The organism is Agrobacterium sp. InxBP2, assembly GCF_026191755.1.
Taxonomy (GTDB): domain Bacteria; phylum Pseudomonadota; class Alphaproteobacteria; order Rhizobiales; family Rhizobiaceae; genus Agrobacterium; species Agrobacterium pusense.
Genome location: NZ_JAINDY010000023.1, coordinates 208236 through 223928 on the forward strand (window position 1 = coordinate 208236; position 15693 = coordinate 223928).

The 15693-nt window shown below is 60.4% G+C and carries 19 protein-coding genes; 11 read left to right on the top strand and 8 right to left on the bottom strand.

All coding sequences use genetic code 11. The features are described 5' to 3' along the window. Window positions 1-166: 166 nt before the first annotated feature. Window positions 167-1153 (top strand): MDR/zinc-dependent alcohol dehydrogenase-like family protein, encoded by a 987-nt coding sequence (locus tag K7A42_RS07750; RefSeq protein WP_112552943.1) that lies wholly within the window; start codon window positions 167-169, stop codon window positions 1151-1153. Between the two features lie 171 nt (window positions 1154-1324). Beyond that, window positions 1325-2098: a Crp/Fnr family transcriptional regulator gene (locus tag K7A42_RS07755; RefSeq protein ID WP_162719083.1), complete on the top strand. Its 774-nt coding sequence runs from the start codon at window positions 1325-1327 to the stop codon at window positions 2096-2098. Here the strand turns inward: K7A42_RS07755 and K7A42_RS07760 are convergent. Next, window positions 2054-2293, bottom strand: a complete 240-nt coding sequence (locus K7A42_RS07760; protein ID WP_034497809.1) for a DUF6894 family protein — start codon at window positions 2291-2293, stop codon at window positions 2054-2056. The two genes, K7A42_RS07755 and K7A42_RS07760, sit on opposite strands and share 45 nt — an antisense overlap. 48 nt (window positions 2294-2341) lie before the next feature. Next, complete coding sequence (locus K7A42_RS07765; RefSeq protein WP_006700508.1) at window positions 2342-2530, bottom strand: hypothetical protein; 189 nt, start codon at window positions 2528-2530, stop codon at window positions 2342-2344. A gap of 142 nt (window positions 2531-2672) precedes the next feature. Here K7A42_RS07765 and K7A42_RS07770 point away from each other — a divergent pair, with 142 nt between their 5' ends. From K7A42_RS07770 to K7A42_RS07810, 9 genes are all read left to right on the top strand, one after another. Beyond that, window positions 2673-2876, top strand: coding sequence for a hypothetical protein (locus tag K7A42_RS07770; protein WP_022563935.1), 204 nt, complete (start codon window positions 2673-2675; stop codon window positions 2874-2876). 14 nt (window positions 2877-2890) lie between these two features. Next, window positions 2891-3079, top strand: a complete 189-nt coding sequence (locus K7A42_RS07775; protein WP_006700510.1) for a hypothetical protein — start codon at window positions 2891-2893, stop codon at window positions 3077-3079. 22 nt (window positions 3080-3101) lie between these two features. Continuing rightward, window positions 3102-3392, top strand: coding sequence for a DUF3175 domain-containing protein (locus tag K7A42_RS07780; protein WP_004444471.1), 291 nt, complete (start codon window positions 3102-3104; stop codon window positions 3390-3392). A 127-nt stretch (window positions 3393-3519) separates the two neighbouring features. Next, window positions 3520-3846 carry a GCG_CRPN prefix-to-repeats domain-containing protein gene (locus K7A42_RS07785; RefSeq protein ID WP_022563936.1) on the top strand — a complete coding sequence of 109 codons (327 nt, stop codon included), beginning with the start codon at window positions 3520-3522 and terminating at the stop codon, window positions 3844-3846. 165 nt (window positions 3847-4011) lie between these two features. Further along, on the top strand, window positions 4012-4704 hold the full coding sequence (locus K7A42_RS07790; RefSeq protein WP_064264266.1) for a superoxide dismutase: 693 nt from the start codon (window positions 4012-4014) through the stop codon (window positions 4702-4704). Between the two features lie 100 nt (window positions 4705-4804). After that, on the top strand, window positions 4805-5794 hold the full coding sequence (locus tag K7A42_RS07795; protein ID WP_112552884.1) for a Bug family tripartite tricarboxylate transporter substrate binding protein: 990 nt from the start codon (window positions 4805-4807) through the stop codon (window positions 5792-5794). 451 nt (window positions 5795-6245) lie between these two features. Next, a complete protein-coding gene (locus K7A42_RS07800) occupies window positions 6246-8036 on the top strand; it encodes an ABC transporter ATP-binding protein (protein WP_022563938.1) in 1791 nt (596 codons plus the stop codon). A gap of 173 nt (window positions 8037-8209) precedes the next feature. Next, a complete protein-coding gene (locus tag K7A42_RS07805; protein ID WP_045533988.1) occupies window positions 8210-8503 on the top strand; it encodes a hypothetical protein in 294 nt (97 codons plus the stop codon). Between the two features lie 66 nt (window positions 8504-8569). Further along, window positions 8570-9268 (top strand): glutathione S-transferase, encoded by a 699-nt coding sequence (locus K7A42_RS07810; RefSeq protein ID WP_282455035.1) that lies wholly within the window; start codon window positions 8570-8572, stop codon window positions 9266-9268. 47 nt (window positions 9269-9315) lie between these two features. On the opposite strand, the gene K7A42_RS07815 is transcribed toward K7A42_RS07810, so the two are convergent. The 6 genes from K7A42_RS07815 to K7A42_RS07840 form a co-directional block, all read right to left on the bottom strand. Further along, window positions 9316-11085, bottom strand: coding sequence for a tetratricopeptide repeat protein (locus K7A42_RS07815; RefSeq protein WP_234826080.1), 1770 nt, complete (start codon window positions 11083-11085; stop codon window positions 9316-9318). An 81-nt stretch (window positions 11086-11166) separates the two neighbouring features. Further along, window positions 11167-11976, bottom strand: a complete 810-nt coding sequence (locus K7A42_RS07820) for a cyclase family protein (protein WP_022563942.1) — start codon at window positions 11974-11976, stop codon at window positions 11167-11169. Window positions 11977-12071: 95 nt separating this feature from the next. Next, entirely contained in the window at window positions 12072-13184 is a 1113-nt protein-coding gene (locus K7A42_RS07825; protein ID WP_108081347.1) for an FAD binding domain-containing protein, read from the bottom strand. Window positions 13185-13287: 103 nt separating this feature from the next. Beyond that, window positions 13288-14535, bottom strand: a complete 1248-nt coding sequence (locus K7A42_RS07830; protein ID WP_022563944.1) for an oxalate decarboxylase family bicupin — start codon at window positions 14533-14535, stop codon at window positions 13288-13290. A 1-nt stretch (window position 14536) separates the two neighbouring features. Continuing rightward, the gene (locus tag K7A42_RS07835; protein ID WP_022563945.1) at window positions 14537-15001 is read right to left on the bottom strand and encodes a hypothetical protein; all 465 of its coding nucleotides are present in this window, start codon (window positions 14999-15001) and stop codon (window positions 14537-14539) included. Window positions 15002-15275: 274 nt separating this feature from the next. Then, window positions 15276-15650, bottom strand: coding sequence for a response regulator transcription factor (locus K7A42_RS07840; RefSeq protein ID WP_282455036.1), 375 nt, complete (start codon window positions 15648-15650; stop codon window positions 15276-15278). Window positions 15651-15693 lie beyond the last annotated feature (43 nt).

The window sequence follows — 15693 nt, forward strand, 5'->3', positions numbered from 1 at the left end:
CGCAGACCGTTGCAAAAGTTCCTTCTTGAATGACTTCAATGTTGTCTTCTACTTCATCAATGACTTCTTCCGGAACCAAAGCCGTGCACTGTTGTTCGGCACCTCCGAGCCCGTTGTTTTGCTTCCGACGGGCATGCCTGCCGTAATCAGGACAAGGAGCGTTGTGATGAATCTCGTCGATAACCGTAGCAGCACCATGCAGGCTGCCGTCGTCACTGGCCCTGGAACGCTGCACGTCGAAGCCCATCCCCTTGCCGCGCCGGGACCGCATCAGGTTCGGATAAGGCTGGAAGGATGCGGCGTCTGCGCTTCCAATCTGACACCCTGGTCCGGTCCCGAATGGATGCAGTTTCCGACGGAGCCAGGCGGTCTCGGCCATGAGGGCTGGGGGGTGATTGACCGGGTGGGTACGGGTGTCGACGATCTCAAGGTCGGCGACAGGGTCGCGGCGTTGAGTTACCACGCCTATGCCAGCCATGATATTGCCGATGCCGGCCTCGTGGTGCGCCTGCCGTCCCAGCTGGATCGTCATCCATTTCCGGGCGAGCCCCTCGGCTGCGCCATGAACATTTTCGAACGCAGCGGGATTGAGGCAGGGCAGACGGTCGCCATCATCGGTATCGGCTTCATCGGCGCGTTGTTGACGCAGCTTGCCGCCCGCCGCGGGGCACGGGTCATTGCCATATCGCGGCGGCCTTTTTCGCTTGAAGTAGCGCACCGGATGGGCGCGACTGAGCTTGTCGAGATGGATGATCACTGGCGCATCATTGAATGTGTCAGGCAGTTGACTGACGGGCGCTTCTGCGATCGTGTCATCGAAGCGGTGGGCAAACAGTGGCCGCTTGATCTCGCAGGCGAACTGACGGCCGAACGCGGCCGGCTGATCATCGCCGGCTATCACCAGGACGGGCCGCGCCAGATCAATATGCAATTGTGGAACTGGCGCGGGCTTGATGTCATCAATGCGCATGAACGAGATCCGGCCATCTATATCAGCGGAATGAGGAAGGCCGTGGCAGCGGTTGCCGCGGGCGAGCTCGATCCGTCGACATTATATACTCACCGGTATACTCTGAATGATCTGGACCGGGCGCTGAACGATACCAGGGATCGACCCGAGGGTTTTCTCAAAGCGCTGATAACCTACCCATAAGCGAACCGTAAGGTCGCCGGCATTGATGGGATTTCTGGTTCTGCCCGGTTCGATCGCAAGGCAGCAAAGGTGCAAGGGTACGGAAACGTACATGGTATTTCCTTGCAATTTCAAGCTGCTAAGTTGCCGCCCGTTTGGTGTCGTCGAGCGAGGGGGAAGCGGGTAACGGTTATGCCTGGATCGAGTATTTTTGCGCGCAACCGATTGCTGAGGGCGTTGGGTGAAGTGGGCTTTTCGCGGCTGGTCGCCCGGATGGAGATGATCAATCTGCCCGTGGGCTATCAACTGGTCGGCGCCAACACGCCCATCTCGCGCGTCTGTTTCATTGAGAGCGGTATTGCTTCGTCCGTGGCCCGGACGGAAGGCGGCAAAAGCATGGAGAACATGCTTGTCGGCCGCGAGGGCATGACCGGATGGCCTGTTCTGCTCGGCGCGCGGACAACGCCCGACGAGACGACGATGGGCGTCGCGGGCGAGGGATTCGTCATCGCTGCAGCCGATCTCAGGCACGAGATGGAACGGGACGCACGCCTTCGCGACCTGTTGCTGGGATATATCAATATCTGTCTGCTTCAGGTGGGTCAGCTTGTCCTCGCAAACGGACAATATGCCCTGCGTGAAAGGCTGTCCCGCTGGCTGCTGATGTGCCACGACCGGCTCGACACCGATGATCTGCCCATTACGCATGAGTTCATGTCGAGTGTATTGGGGGTGCGACGGCCGGGAATCACCAATGAGCTGCATATCCTCGAGGGCATGCGGGCCATCAGGGCAACACGCGGCAATGTGCGAATCATCGATCGCAAGGTGCTCGAGGAGATAGCAGGGGTCACCTATGGTGTCCCCGAAAGGGAATATGAAAGCCTGATGGCGCAATGGCGGGCAGAGATTCCCATGCCCTCAGGGCTTCCTGTCGAGGGCGTCGGCGAAGGGAACCACTTTTAAGAGCTCGCGGGCCGAATTGCGGATCACGACGCATCCTTCCGAGATGTCGCGTCCCTGAAGGATCGCCTCGCTCATCAGTTCGCGGGCGTCCTTGTGGGCTTCCTCTATGGCCTGATCGAGCGAGGCGAGATCACTTCCCTCGTCATCATCGAGCATATGCTGGCCACTGACGATGCTGAAGAAAAACCTTGGCATTGAAGTGTCCCCAGAACCTGACGGCTTCCGGCGGGTTTCCGCCCGCCGCTAACCGAATTCCCGCAAAATTTGCGCCTGCTTTTCCAGCCGCCCGGCAAGCTCGGAGATGCTCATGTTCGTCGCACAGAGATGGATTGCGCATTCGAGGAACTGCAGCGACGACCGCCTCAGAAAGTCCTGCTGTTGCTCATACGCGATCCGGGAGATGCGATCGGGCTCATGGGGTTTGTCCGTCATCATCGTGCTCCACCAGTTTGTGTCAAAACCGCCTAACTTCGACCCGGCGGAATGGTTTCGAAAAATTCGCCCCGGTCGCCGGGCCGGGAACATTGCCCGGGCTGAGTGGTTCGGGATCAGCGAAACGACTCAGGAGGCAAAAATGGGTAATAACTCGCCAAGCGACGGTGCGCCGGGCACCACCGACCAATCACCGCGCTGGGAGGGGCCGGAAGAAAACAGGCCGCGCGGCTACCTGAAGCCCAAGGACGATCCAGAACGTGACAGGGACGCCGTGGGCGAAAATCTGCGCGATCCAAGGAAAAAACGCGTCTCCGACGCGATGAAGACCAAGGACGACCAATAGGACAGGAGGAAACGATGTCGACCTCGACAAAGACACCGGCAAGCATCCGCCAGGGCGGCCCCGGCGCGTCCCATGAAAACGCCAAGGCGCCGCTGGACATCAAGAAGCCGCCCGCAGACAGCGACAGGCGCTCCCAAAGCAAGGTCTCGGGTGGTGGCGGCGAGCGCGACAGCCACCACACGCATGATCCGGAGCGAAAATGACGCCGGTTCGGGAGAAGAACCGATGAAAAAGGGCAAGAAGAAAAAGAAGTGGTCGCAGAAGGTAACCAGCGAAAGCGATGCGCTTGATCTCGAGAAGGATGTTTTCACGAAAAAGGATCCCACCGGCATAGCCCGGTCGCTGAAAGCCTCGGCGGAACACTCGACACGGCGCAAGGCCAACCCGTTCCGCTCTGCAATGTCGATGCTGGTTTTCTATATCAATCGGGCAGGTGGCAAACTTCCGAAGGAGCGTAAGGAGGTTCTGGAGGAGGCAAAGGACAAGCTGAGAAAGGAATTCGGCAAGTCGGGATAGGGCGGTTTTTCCGGGAATTCATCAGTCGGTGCTGCCGCCGAATTGCCACGAAAACACCCAGATTCATTCAGCCACAGTTCACCCGGCGAGGCGCTAAATCGCTTTATCCCATAAGGAGGGAGATGCGATGCGTAAGATGATTTTAACCGCTGGAGTAATTCTCGGCGCCCTGTTGGGCACTGGCGCGAACGCCATGCCCGTCGGTCAACCATCCGCACCTTCGGCATCCCACATTCAGAATGTGGACTATGCCTGCGGCCGCGGCTTTCATCTGACACCCCGCGGCTATTGCCGCCCGAACGGACCGCGCTACGAGCGTGGCTGGGACCGGCGCGATCGCTGGGAGGGTCGCCGCGAATGGCGCGAACGTCAGGCACGGCGCGAATGGCGCGAGTGGCGTGACCGGCGGGAGTATCGTGACTGGCGAGACCGTCGCGATTATTACCGCTACTGAGCAGACGAGGCCCTCCATCCGGAGGGCCTTTTTGCTTTTCCTTGTTTGCGAAATGGCCCTGGGGTTTCTGACCGGGGATATCCGCCCGGACAATTCGGGGAAATCCAGGCAACCTCCGGCGTCCTTCAGGGTTTGCCTTAATCGTCACTGACAAGGAGGACCATCATGGAGATTACCAGACGCACGATTCTCGCCGCCGGCGCGGCAACCGCTGCCGCAGCCATCTTTCCCCGGCCGCACGTGGCGCGGGCGGCGCTTCCCCTCAGCCAGCCGGCACTTCCGTTCGCCGAGGCGGATCTGGCGCCGGTGATTTCGGCAAAGACGGTGGGGCTGCATTATGGCAAGCATCACAAGGCCTATTACGACAAGCTCAATACGCTGGCCGCCGGCACCCGTTATGCCGATATGGAGCTCGATCGCATCGTCGTCGAATCCGCCCGGTCGAAGGAGGCTGCGGACGTCAAGATCTTCAACAATGCGGCCCAGGCCTGGAACCACGTTGCCTATTGGGATCAGTTCGTTCCGGGCGGCCCCAACCGGCCGCAGGGCGATCTCGCCGCCTCAATCGACAAGGCCTTTGGTGGTTACGACGGCTTCGTCAAACGCGCCGTCGATGTCTCGGACACCGTGTTCGGCACCGGCTGGGTGTGGCTGACGCGTGACGACAGCGGGCTTGCGCTGATCGGCTATGAGGATGGCAACAACCCTGTCGCCGTCGGCCGGCCGGCTTATCTCGGCATCGATATCTGGGAACATGCCTATTACGTCGATTATGAAAACCGCAAGGCCGAACACATCCGCGCCGTGCTCGACAAGCTGGTCAACTGGCGGGTCGTGGAGGAGCGCATGAAAGCCTAGCCGCGTTTCGCCGCCGGGCAATGTTTCCCGGCGGCTTGCCCTCAGGTGCATTTGAGCTACTATGCCGCCATGGCGGGGAGGCCATGTTACAGGAGGGTTCATGAATTACCGGTTTTCGAAACGGCGCATGGTGTTGAAACTTGCCGCGGCGGCAGTTTCTTTCGGCATGTTGGGAATGACGGCGAGCGCGCAGGGCTTTCCGGATCGAACGATAACGCTGGTGGTTCCCTTTGCGGCCGGAGGCTCCACCGATGTGGTCGCCCGCGTCATCGCTCAGAAGATGGGCGACGAACTCGGCCAGCAGATCGTTGTTGAAAATGTCGCCGGCGCAGGCGGCAATCTCGGCGCCGACCGCGTTGCCCGCGCGGAACCGGACGGCTATACGATCCTGATGGGCACGGTGGCGACCCACGCTCTTAACCCGCTCATCCTCAAGACCAAGCCCTATGATCCCGAAAAGGACTTTGCTCCGGTTTCATTGCTGGTGGTGGTGCCGAACGTGCTGGTCGTTAACCCGAAGCTCAACGTTAACAGCGTCGAGGAACTGATCGCTCTGCTGAAAGCCGAGCCGGACAAACACGCCTATGCGTCATCCGGTAACGGAACACCGCTTCATCTTTCCGGCGAGCTGTTCAAGAGCATGGCTGGCGTCAGCATGCAGCACGTGCCCTACAAGGGTTCCGGCCCGGCGCTCAACGATCTTCTCGGCAACCAGATTTCCATCATGTTCGACAATCTGCCATCTTCGTCGGGCCACATGAAATCCGGCACCTTGCGCGCACTTGGCGTGACCACCAGCGAGCGCGCTTCATCCTTCCCGGATTTGCCGACGATCGCCGAAACCGTACCGGGTTATGAGACCTATACCTGGAACGCGCTTTTCGCACCGGCCGGAACGCCGGCCGAGGTGGTCGACAAGCTGAATGCCGCCGCCAAGAAAGCGCTTGCCGATCCGGCCGTCGCCGCCCGCATGGCGGATTTCAGCGCCAAAATCGTCGCCTCCACGCCAGAGGAGCTGAAAACCCACGTCGCGGCTGAAATTGCCAAGTGGGAACCCGTCGTCAAGGCGGCAAATGTCCAGATGGATTGATCGGGCTCGATAGACCGATCTTCCGATCTCCGCTGCGTCCCCAGAGGGGCGCGGCGGGGCTTCTGGCATCATAAGGCCGTGGCCGGGCCGCATCGGCCACGGATATAGTCGCCAAGCGCCAATGTGGCGTTTTCGCATCACTTGCCACAAGGTTGCAAAAACCGGCTTGGCAAGTCTGCCAGGTTCAGCTAGAAATTTCTTTACCGCGTCAGATCGAACCAAGGGAGGCGTTGCATGACACCAGCATTCATCGAAACCCTCCCGCAGGGAATGACCAGACACTAGGTCATATCCATTCGCGGCCCGCCTTTTGCGCGCCCGACATGCGGTTTTGTTTTCCTTCACAGTCCGATTGATCTGACGGGATCATTTTGTCTCCCGCCCGGGCTGTGCCTTCCAACTTCCATTTCAAGGACCGGTCGCCGAGCAGAATGGCGCCGTGCTGGTAAAAATGTCTCGCAAGAAGCTCGATTTCCGCGCCGATGCCTATCGCCATGTGCTCGGCTTTGTCTTTCACCACTGGAGCCACCGGCCGGCGCTGGTGGGTTTCATCATCGTTCTGGTCATCGCCAGCACATTGGCCGAAGTCATGGTGCCGGTCTTTTCCGGGCGGATCGTCGATGCCATCGCCGGCGGCGATGCGGCGGATCAGGCGCTGCGCGCCTTCATCATCGTGGTCGCGCTGGGGCTGACCAGCGTCGCGCTGCGCTGGTTCATCTTCAACGGCATCATCCGGCTGACGTTGAAAACCATGGCGGATGTTACCAATAACGGTTTCCACAGGGTGCAGCGTTTCTCCACGGACTGGCACGCGAACAGCTTTGCCGGCTCCACGGTGCGCAAGATCACGCGCGGCATGTGGGCGCTCGATTCGCTCAATGACCTCCTGCTCATCGCGCTTCTGCCATCGCTCGTCATGCTCGTGGGCGCCACCATCGTGCTCGGCAGTTACTGGCCCGTCATGGGACTCATCGTCGGTCTCGGCTCGCTGATTTATGTCGGTGTGACGGTGGGGCTTTCCATGGGATATGTTTCTCCGGCCGCACGGCTTGCCAATGCCTGGGATACGAGGCTTGGCGGCGCGCTGGCGGATGCCATCAGCTGCAATTCGGTCGTGAAGGCCTTTGGCGCGGAAACGCGTGAAGAAACGCGGCTCGGCCAGGTGCTGGTGAAGTGGGATAACCGCACGCGCAGGACATGGAAACGCGGCACGATAAATGGCACGATCCAGAGCTTCATGATGGTTTCCATGCAGGCCGGCATTCTCGGCACCGGCCTCATCATGTGGCGACAGGGATTGGCGACGCCGGGCGACATAACCTTCGTGCTGGCCATGTTCTTCGTGCTGCAGGGATATCTGCGGGACGTGGGGCAGGATATCCGCAACCTGCAGCGCGCCGTCAACGATATGGAAGAGCTGGTGCTGCTTTCCAAGATGCCGCTTGGCGTCGAGGACCGGCCGGATGCGAAACCGATTCATATTGGAAAAGGCGAGATCGTTTTCGATCACGTCACCTTCCAGTATGGCGCGCACGCCACGCCGCTTTATGATGACTTCTCAGTCACCATAAAACCCGGTGAGCGTGTGGGACTGGTCGGCCACTCCGGCTCTGGCAAGACGACCTTCGTCAAGCTCATCCAGCGCCTCTACGATATCAGGTCCGGTGCAATCCGCATCGATGGGCAGAACATTGCTGATGTCACCCAGGCGAGCCTGCGAGGGCAGATTGCCATCGTGCAGCAGGAGCCGATCCTGTTTCACCGCACACTGGCGGAAAACATCGCCTATGGCCGGCCGGACGCGTCGCGGCGCGAAATCGAGCAGGCGGCGAAACAGGCCAGCGCCCATGACTTCATCATGTCCCTGCCCAAGGGCTATGAGACCATGGTGGGCGAACGTGGCGTCAAGCTGTCGGGCGGGGAGCGCCAGCGGGTCGCGATCGCCCGCGCCTTCCTGGCGGATGCGCCGGTGCTGATCCTTGATGAGGCAACCTCAAGCCTCGACAGCGAAAGCGAGGTGCAGATCCAGCGGGCTATGGAACGCCTGATGGAAGGGCGCACCACGCTGGTCATCGCCCACCGGCTTTCGACCGTCAGGGCGCTGGACCGTCTGCTCGTATTCGACAAGGGCAGGATCGTTGAAGAGGGCGACCATCAGGCGCTGATCCGGCTCAATGACGGCATTTATCGCCGGTTGTTCGAGCGGCAGGCCCTGGAACTTACCAAGGGCTTGGTCGCATGACAAAAGCAACGCCGGAGCAAGTGATGCTCCGGCGTTGCCGTGCCGCATCGTCGATCCGTGCACGACTTTTCCGCTGCGGACGCGTATCTCCGAGCAAAAACTGACGGAGCCTGGAAACCACCAGCCTCTCCGGGCGTTTGGGTGTTTGAGTTAAGCCTGAAGGGAGAACAGCCATGGCCGACGACGCCACCGTTACCATTCGCGCCATTTTCGAAACACGCGAGGCAGCCGATATCGCCGTCGAGCATCTGGTCCAGCAGCACGGGATCTCCCGTCCGGATATCTTCATCCAGTCCACATCAGAGCAGAATACGACCGGCACCCAATCTTCACGTGGTGACCTGCCTCGCAGCGATGCGCCGCATGAGGGCGAGATCGAGGTGTCCGCCGATATTGCATCCAGCCGGATTGCAGCTGTACAGCGCAGCTTCGGTGACGCCGGTGCGATCCGCGTTTCACACCGGTGATGTCAAAACCGGGAGGCCAATTCCGTACCTGCCGCCCGCGCCGCTCACCGCAACGAGGAGCCCGCAATGAGCAACTTCGAACTCTATTACTGGCCGGTCCCGTTCCGAGGCCAGTTCATTCGCGGACTTTTAGCGCATGGCGGGTGTACCTGGGACGAGCACGATGCCGGTGCAATCGAGGAGATCATGGGCCGTGATGCCGGCAAGCAGCCCATAGCGTTCATGGGACCGCCGGTGCTGATCGATCGAGAGCGCAATTTCGCTCTCTCGCAGATGCCCGCAATCGCCCTCTATCTCGGCGAGCGGTTGCAGCTTCTGCCGCCGGGCGCCGAGGGACGCGCGCTCACTGCCAAGATCGTAAACGACGCCAACGATGTGATCGATGAACTGACGCTCGACGGTGGGCGCGAGATGTGGACCCCTGAAAAATGGGAGGCGTTCGTTCCCCGGTTGCAGGAGTGGATCCGCATTTTCGAGGATACGGGAGCGAGACACGGTCTTACCGGCGATTCGGGGTTCATGCTGGGAACGGAGACACCCGGCGTCGCAGATGTCGTCACGGCCATTCTCTGGACGACAGTTGCAGACCGCTTTCCAGTCATCAGGCGCATAATCGAGGATACTTCACCCGTCATCTGGGCCTATTCCAGCCGAATGAAAGAGACGGCCCCGCTGGCCCCCCTGAGCCGCCGCGCCTTTGACGACTATGGCGACGCTTATTGCGGTGGGCAGATTGAAAAATCGCTACGGAAAGTAGCTGGCTGAGGACCGGGGCATCATCGTCCCCCGGTCAGAAGGCGACCCGGCCGCAGCTAGGGTTGCTCCAGCCTTTTTAGCGATTCCTGCGCAGTCGCGTGTCCCTGATCGGCGGCCTTGCGGAACCATGTGATGGCCTCGGCCCGATCCTGCGCAACGCCATGTCCCATTGCATACATGTTCCCTAGATTGCCCTGGGCGACGGCAAGCCCCTGATCGGCGGCTTTTTTATACCAGCTGACTGCTTCACCATAGTCGCGGGTAACGCCGAGACCCTGATCGTAGAGCAGGCCGACAGCGTACTGAGCGGTTGCGAAACCCTGATCGGCGGCACGGCGATACCAGATCAACGCCTCTGCATAATCCTGAGCGACACCCTGGCCGCTTTCGTAGCTGTACCCCAGATTGTACTGGGCGACAGCCAGCCCTTGTTCTGCTGCGTTGCGGCCCCAGGACACGGCGAGTTCCAGGTCCTGCGGAACATCCTGGCCGACCGCATAGAGATCGCTAAGGCTGCTTTGCGCTTCCGCCCAGCCCTGATCCGCCGCTTTGCGGATGTATGCGGCGGCGAGTGCCGTATCACGGTCGACGCCCAGACCCGCCTGGTAAAGAACGGCAACCTTATATTGCGCGGCCGCGCTTCCCCCATCGGCGAGCGGTTTCCACGAGCGCAGGGCGGCGCCATAATTGCCGCTGTCATAGGCCGCCTGGCCTTCTTCAAGTGCCGTTGGCGCGGTAAGGCCTGACGTGAGGGCCGCAGCATTGGCGCCACGTTCCGGCAACGGATCAATGGAGGCTGCAGATACGGTGTGACTGTTCCAGTCGGGCAGGTCTGGCAGATTTCGTGGCAGGTCCTCACGCCATACATGGGTTTGGGTCATGATTTTAATGCCGCCGCTTTCCGCCAAAACGGTTTCCGTCGCTTCGAGGGTCGATCCATCGCGCAGTGACATGACGACAGTCATCTGCACGTTTTTGCTTGCGTTTCTGGCGGCCGCCAGTTGCTCGTCGCCAAGTTGTTTGGCCTTTTCACCGAAGCTTGAGATCACTCCTTCCACCGCAGAAGCCTGTGATTGCTGGAGCGCAACGCGATCGTAGGTTTTTTGGAGGCTGAAGGTGGCGGTTTGTCCGGAGATATCTGCGGTCTCGAGCGTCCATTCGATGGCGACGGGAATGGGCGTTCCCCGTGCATATTCCACCACCGACGCCGTACCTGACTGGCCGATCTCGTATGTGGAACTATCCTGCTCCTGTACTATGGAAAGAAGCTCTGCCTCCGGTGCGAGATTATGAATAACCAGGATTGGATTGCTTTTGATGCCCTCGACAATATCGCGCAAACCCGCTGGCTGGTTCGCAACGCTGCCATCCGGTCCGACAACCGAGGTGCTGTGCAGGTTGCCGAGGATCGCATCCAATCCGACGAGTTTGCCAGGAAAGCCGTTAAGTCCCGCTTCATATTCCACCTGCCGGACGCCATAGGCCGACAGAGTGTTCCGATAGAGAGCGTTCATTGCGTAAGTGTCTGCAGCGCCTTCGGCGTCCTGAGGCAAATCTGCGCTGAGGGACCAGCGCACGCGCATACCCTCCGCATCCCGCGACAGGACCGTCATGCGCTGCCGAAAATCTCCGCGCATGATCGCTGCCGGCCTGTCGAACCACAACGACATGTCGGTGGAGGTGGTTCTATGGGAACGGTAGAGATATTCCACCCCCGTTTCCGGGGCGTAGGCGGGAACGACCACGCTGTCGGCGGCAAGAGCTTGAACCCCGCTCAACAGGCATGGCGAAAGGAGCAAAACGAGGGTCTTCCGAAGGCCTTTCATTTTAGAATCCCTTTTGTACCTGCGATGGCAAGCGGATGGTATCCGTCTCGGATTTCGGGTTTGCGGCAAACTCTACCGGCGTCAGACCAGAGCCAAAATACGGGCTGGTCCGCCTGTTCCGCCTCGGTGGGCAGGCGCGCCGACGATGATGGTCGCCCCCTTGGCCGGCAGTGCTTCCAGATTGTTCAGTCCCTCGATCCCGTAGCGCCCAGCAGGTAGCCAGGAATTATGGACAGCGAAGTCTGCAGAATTGCCCGGATCCAGCGAGAGTGTGTCGACGCCGATGGCGACTGTATCCAGCGTGAGCAGGAGGTCGGTGGCCGACTTGCCGAAGCCGGGGAAGGCAAATTTTCCGGCATCGTCATTACGGAAGGCCGGGCTTTTCACTTTCGTTGCCCAGCCGGAGCGCAAAGCCACGATTGCGCCTGCCGGAATGTCGCCATTTTCCGATATCCAGCGTTCGATGTCGCCTGCCTCGACCGTGGAATTGGCGTCCTCCCTCGCGCGATCCGTAATGTCGATGATGACCAGAGGGGCGACGAGCTTTTGCGGCTCGAGTTGATCGACGCTGGCGCCGTCTGCGCTAAAGTGGAAAGGCGCATCGATATGCGTTCCGGTGTGTTCGAAGATGGTCAGCTTATGGAGTTGATAGCCGCTTTTGGCGATATCTGCTGCCCACTCCATCTCAATGCCGGGTTTTCCATCGAACGTCGGAAACGTGGAATCGTAGGTATGGGTGAGATCGACGACCTGTCTGGGCGATTGCGCCAGAACCGGGGCCGCGAGGCTTCCCGCCGCCATCGCCGTTACACCCGCCACTGCACCCTTGAACAGCAGACGCCGTGACAGCATGTTCTGTTTGACGTTCTCGATCACGCAGCTATTGCACATGCCTTATTCCCTCCAATGAGAAATTCCCCGGTTGCAAGCGTAACGCAAACACGCAGGGGCGCAAGGCGGGAGCGTGGCCGATTTTTCACCCGTATTCACATCGCGGTTTCGCCAAGTCGGCGTCCATAGGCGGCGATTGCCTTGCCCACTGGCAGGCGGGTGTTCTGATACCGCGCAAGGGCGGCAGGAAGGTCGTCCGTTTGCCGCAGGGCGTCGCGTAGCGCCATTGCATCGCCTGCCGCCTTTGAGACACCCATTGCCGTGTGAGGACGAACGACAAAGGCGGCATCTCCGACCAGGGCGATACGCTGGGAGACCATGTGTTCCGCCTCGTAATCAAAAATCCCCTGGATCGATGGCGTCTCCTCTACGTCCACGGCAAGCGCCATTTGCGGCGGCAGAAGGGAAAAAGCCTCTTCGCGCAGTTGCGTCCTCCGGCTGCCGGAGAGCTCGCCGCGGGGGAGGGAATGCTCAAAATGCCTGCCGTCCCGGCCCGTGAAGGTTCGGGCGAGATCTTCGGCAGGCGTTGGACGATACCAGACCCAGTTATAGCGACGCTGTCCCTGCCGGGTCTCGCCGCGCGATCCCGGCACGAGATAACCAAGAACATGAATTCCGGACGTGATGTAGAAGGCGAAACGGTCCAGCAGCAGGGCGGCGTCGGCAGGCAGTCTTGTTTCGGGGATCAGCCCGCGCCAGGCGACGTAGCCCGCATAGGCGTTTTCCGAATGCTGGTTGACGGCGCTGCGGATGGCCGAACCCACACCATCCGCGCCGATAACGAGGTCAGCACGTTCCTCCATGCCATCGGCAAAGGAGAGCGTCACTCCCTGCGGGTCTTCGCGAACAGCGTTGACGTGATGGCCGAGACGATAGGTATCGGAGAGGAGGCGTGAGGACACTCTCTCAAAGAGGTAGTCCCATGAGACCTGCATCTGCGGCGTTTGCTGGCGCTGGGCAATGTGCCCGCCGGCATCGAGGTAGATGCGCTCCTTCGCAACCACACCGATCTGGGCAACGTCTTCGCAGCCGATTTCCCTCAGAACGTCGAACAGGTCCTGTTGAGGCACCAGTCCCGCACCGCGCCCGGCAAGCCCGGATGACGAGCGTTCGTAGACCTTTACATCGTGTCCGTCCTGCTGAAGCAGTATCGCGGTGAAAAGACCGGCAAGCGAACCGCCAGCGATGCGGATTTTCAGTGGTTTCATGGCCGTACCTGCCTTTCGATATCGACCTGGCAATTGTTCGTTCTGTCTCGACGGGAGAAGGCCGGCGGATCGGATACGCCGGCCCTACTGAAGGAGAGGATGTTCAGCCTGGCATGATTGCCGGCTGGTTTGCGGGAAACCTGGCGACATCCTCGATGCTGACATTCAGGTGCTGGGCAACGAGCGCCGGCGGGGTATGCGTGAGCCAGGAAGAGAGGCTGACTTCCTGATACTCTGCCGTCTTGAAGACCGCGACGAACTGCAGGTCGGTCTTGCCGGTATTCTCGATGATGTGGCCTTGGCTCCGTTTCACGTAGCCAATGTCGCCGGCGCGGAAATCGGCGGTCTGGCTGCGCGGACCGGCGTCGAACACGGTCATCCGGCCTTCACCCTTGATCCAGTATTGCCATTCGTCCGCGTTGGGGTGCCAGTGCATTTCGCGCACCCCGCCGGGCTTGATCGTTTCGATGGCGGCGGCGATGGTTTTGGACACGGTAAAGGCGCTGCTGTCGGCAAGGCGAATGACGCCAGCAGCGTTTTCCTTCAGCGGTTTGGAGGCCGTGAGCTTGTAAGTAAAGGGGTGAGGGGGAAGTCCTGCACCGGCAACGGCTTCCTGATCCCTGGAGAGAGGTCCAGGCTCCTTGCCCTGAAAAATCCAGAGGTTCTGCAGTGGAATATTGCGGAACACATCCTGCTCGACGCCGAAATTCTTCGCCAGCAGTTCAGGTGAGGTATGTGCCAGCCAGTCCGTCAGTAGCAGGGTGCCGTATTCGGACTGGTCGCCTTCGTCGAACACAATGACGAATTCGCACCCGTCGGGACCAAGTCCCTGCAGCGAATGGGGATAACCGGCCGGAAAATACCAGAGATCGCCGGCCTCGACGTCCTGGACATAAGCACGGCCTTCGGTATCGAGCACGGTGATACGGCAGCGTCCATTGGTCATGATCGCCCATTCTGCGGCGCGGTGCCAGTGCATCTCGCGAATGCCGCCCGGTCCCAGTCGCATGTTGACCCCGGACACGGCATCCGAAATCGCGAAATCGGATTTGGTCACCTGACGTGCCCAGCCTCCGTTCTGGATACGCTTGGCGGCATTGTTGAACGAACCCCAGAAGAGCTGCATGTCGCCGACATCCGTCGCGGGCGGGCTCTGGAAGGAGGGGAACTGGTCGTTGATAACAGGGTTCTTCGGGCCGGGATCGCTGAGCCCCGCGGCATCGGCGTTGATTGCTCCCTCCGCAGGCTGATCGGGATTGCCGAAAGATGCAGCACCGGCGGTGCTGGCGGCAAGCGCGGTGCCGCCGACGGCGCCGATTGCGAGGACTGCGCGTCTGGTCAAAGCTTCCATTTCAGAACTCCTTGTTCATGGCGAGTTGCGACGAGGTACCGGTATCGTCGGGTTGTGATGCGAGCTGGAGCGCGGCAATGCGATCAATCAGCTCGGCATTGAAGAGACGGTGCTGCAGTTGACAGAAGGCTTTTGGCTCGAGCGCCTCGTACCGGTCCGTTTTTCGGGCGGCGCGGATGGCGATGCAGGACGTTTCGTCATCTGCCGGAGCTGACACGCCTGTTGCCGCATCCTCCCCTGGAGCAACAGGACCCGAAAGTCCGGCCAGCCTGTCGATCGCCTGCGGCGTGAGGATGCGGAAGGCGCTGGCCGATGCAACGTTTTCAGAGGCGGCAAGCGCCGGCTCGGTATTCCTGATCAGGAGAGCGTTGCCGGCGAGCACTGCGGTCGCGCCCAATGCCAGCACCGTTGCGAGCTTGAGATGTCGAGGTTTGCGCTCGTCTGTCTTCTGACTGATGGAGGTCATGCCCTGCTCCTCAAAATGGATGATCGTGTCGTCAGGACCGTCCGGGAGGGAGGCGTTTGACTGGGACAAGGCTACGGCGGGTCAGCGCTGCGGGCACCTATACAGAGGTCTAGTTGGTATGGCGGAAGGTCGTGGCGGTATGGCAAATGCCGGGAGGAATTCCGTCAACGGCAATGCGTGCCCTGGCGGCACGGGGCCGGGGCATAAAAAACAGGGTTCGAAGGAAGAGGCCTCGCGTGATGAAAGGCTGTCTTCGCCAGGCGTCAACCGAAGGTCAGGGCTGCGGTCCGAGAACCGATTCCAGGCATCCCATCAGTTTGCCGATATTGACCGGCTTGCGCAGAAAGGCGAGGGCGCCGCCGCTCAGGGCGGCGTTGCGGGTGCGGTCATCCTCGTAGGAGGTCACGAAAATCATCGGCGCATGCTCGCCGCGCCGGTTCAATTCACTCTGCAATTCGATGCCTGAGAGGCCGGGCATCTTCACATCCACAACGATGCAGTCAATGTCCGCCTGCTGCTGCGCGTTCAGAAACTGTTCGGCAGAAGCAAACAGGCGGCATTGGTAACCGAAGGACATGATGAGATCGTCCATGGCTTCACGGATGGCAGGGTCGTCGTCAACGACGGCAATGACGGGAACGGGGGGCAATGAAAGCGACCTTTTCTGTTTTTCTTTCTTCCTCTATGCGCCC

What these genes read in the sequence shown, in the direction of transcription:
- K7A42_RS07770 (WP_022563935.1), top strand. Translation starts at nt 2,673, where the DNA reads ATGGGTAATAACTCGCCAAGCGACGGTGCGCCGGGCACCACCGACCAA.
- K7A42_RS07835 (WP_022563945.1), bottom strand. Translation starts at nt 15,001, where the DNA reads ATGACCTCCATCAGTCAGAAGACAGACGAGCGCAAACCTCGACATCTC.
- K7A42_RS07815 (WP_234826080.1), bottom strand. Translation starts at nt 11,085, where the DNA reads ATGAAAGGCCTTCGGAAGACCCTCGTTTTGCTCCTTTCGCCATGCCTG.
- K7A42_RS07825 (WP_108081347.1), bottom strand. Translation starts at nt 13,184, where the DNA reads ATGAAACCACTGAAAATCCGCATCGCTGGCGGTTCGCTTGCCGGTCTT.
- K7A42_RS07830 (WP_022563944.1), bottom strand. Translation starts at nt 14,535, where the DNA reads ATGGAAGCTTTGACCAGACGCGCAGTCCTCGCAATCGGCGCCGTCGGC.
- K7A42_RS07820 (WP_022563942.1), bottom strand. Translation starts at nt 11,976, where the DNA reads ATGTGCAATAGCTGCGTGATCGAGAACGTCAAACAGAACATGCTGTCA.
- K7A42_RS07765 (WP_006700508.1), bottom strand. Translation starts at nt 2,530, where the DNA reads ATGACGGACAAACCCCATGAGCCCGATCGCATCTCCCGGATCGCGTAT.
- K7A42_RS07810 (WP_282455035.1), top strand. Translation starts at nt 8,570, where the DNA reads ATGAGCAACTTCGAACTCTATTACTGGCCGGTCCCGTTCCGAGGCCAG.
- K7A42_RS07790 (WP_064264266.1), top strand. Translation starts at nt 4,012, where the DNA reads ATGGAGATTACCAGACGCACGATTCTCGCCGCCGGCGCGGCAACCGCT.
- K7A42_RS07760 (WP_034497809.1), bottom strand. Translation starts at nt 2,293, where the DNA reads ATGCCAAGGTTTTTCTTCAGCATCGTCAGTGGCCAGCATATGCTCGAT.
- K7A42_RS07780 (WP_004444471.1), top strand. Translation starts at nt 3,102, where the DNA reads ATGAAAAAGGGCAAGAAGAAAAAGAAGTGGTCGCAGAAGGTAACCAGC.
- K7A42_RS07800 (WP_022563938.1), top strand. Translation starts at nt 6,246, where the DNA reads ATGTCTCGCAAGAAGCTCGATTTCCGCGCCGATGCCTATCGCCATGTG.
- K7A42_RS07785 (WP_022563936.1), top strand. Translation starts at nt 3,520, where the DNA reads ATGCGTAAGATGATTTTAACCGCTGGAGTAATTCTCGGCGCCCTGTTG.
- K7A42_RS07805 (WP_045533988.1), top strand. Translation starts at nt 8,210, where the DNA reads ATGGCCGACGACGCCACCGTTACCATTCGCGCCATTTTCGAAACACGC.
- K7A42_RS07775 (WP_006700510.1), top strand. Translation starts at nt 2,891, where the DNA reads ATGTCGACCTCGACAAAGACACCGGCAAGCATCCGCCAGGGCGGCCCC.
- K7A42_RS07755 (WP_162719083.1), top strand. Translation starts at nt 1,325, where the DNA reads ATGCCTGGATCGAGTATTTTTGCGCGCAACCGATTGCTGAGGGCGTTG.
- K7A42_RS07795 (WP_112552884.1), top strand. Translation starts at nt 4,805, where the DNA reads ATGAATTACCGGTTTTCGAAACGGCGCATGGTGTTGAAACTTGCCGCG.
- K7A42_RS07750 (WP_112552943.1), top strand. Translation starts at nt 167, where the DNA reads ATGAATCTCGTCGATAACCGTAGCAGCACCATGCAGGCTGCCGTCGTC.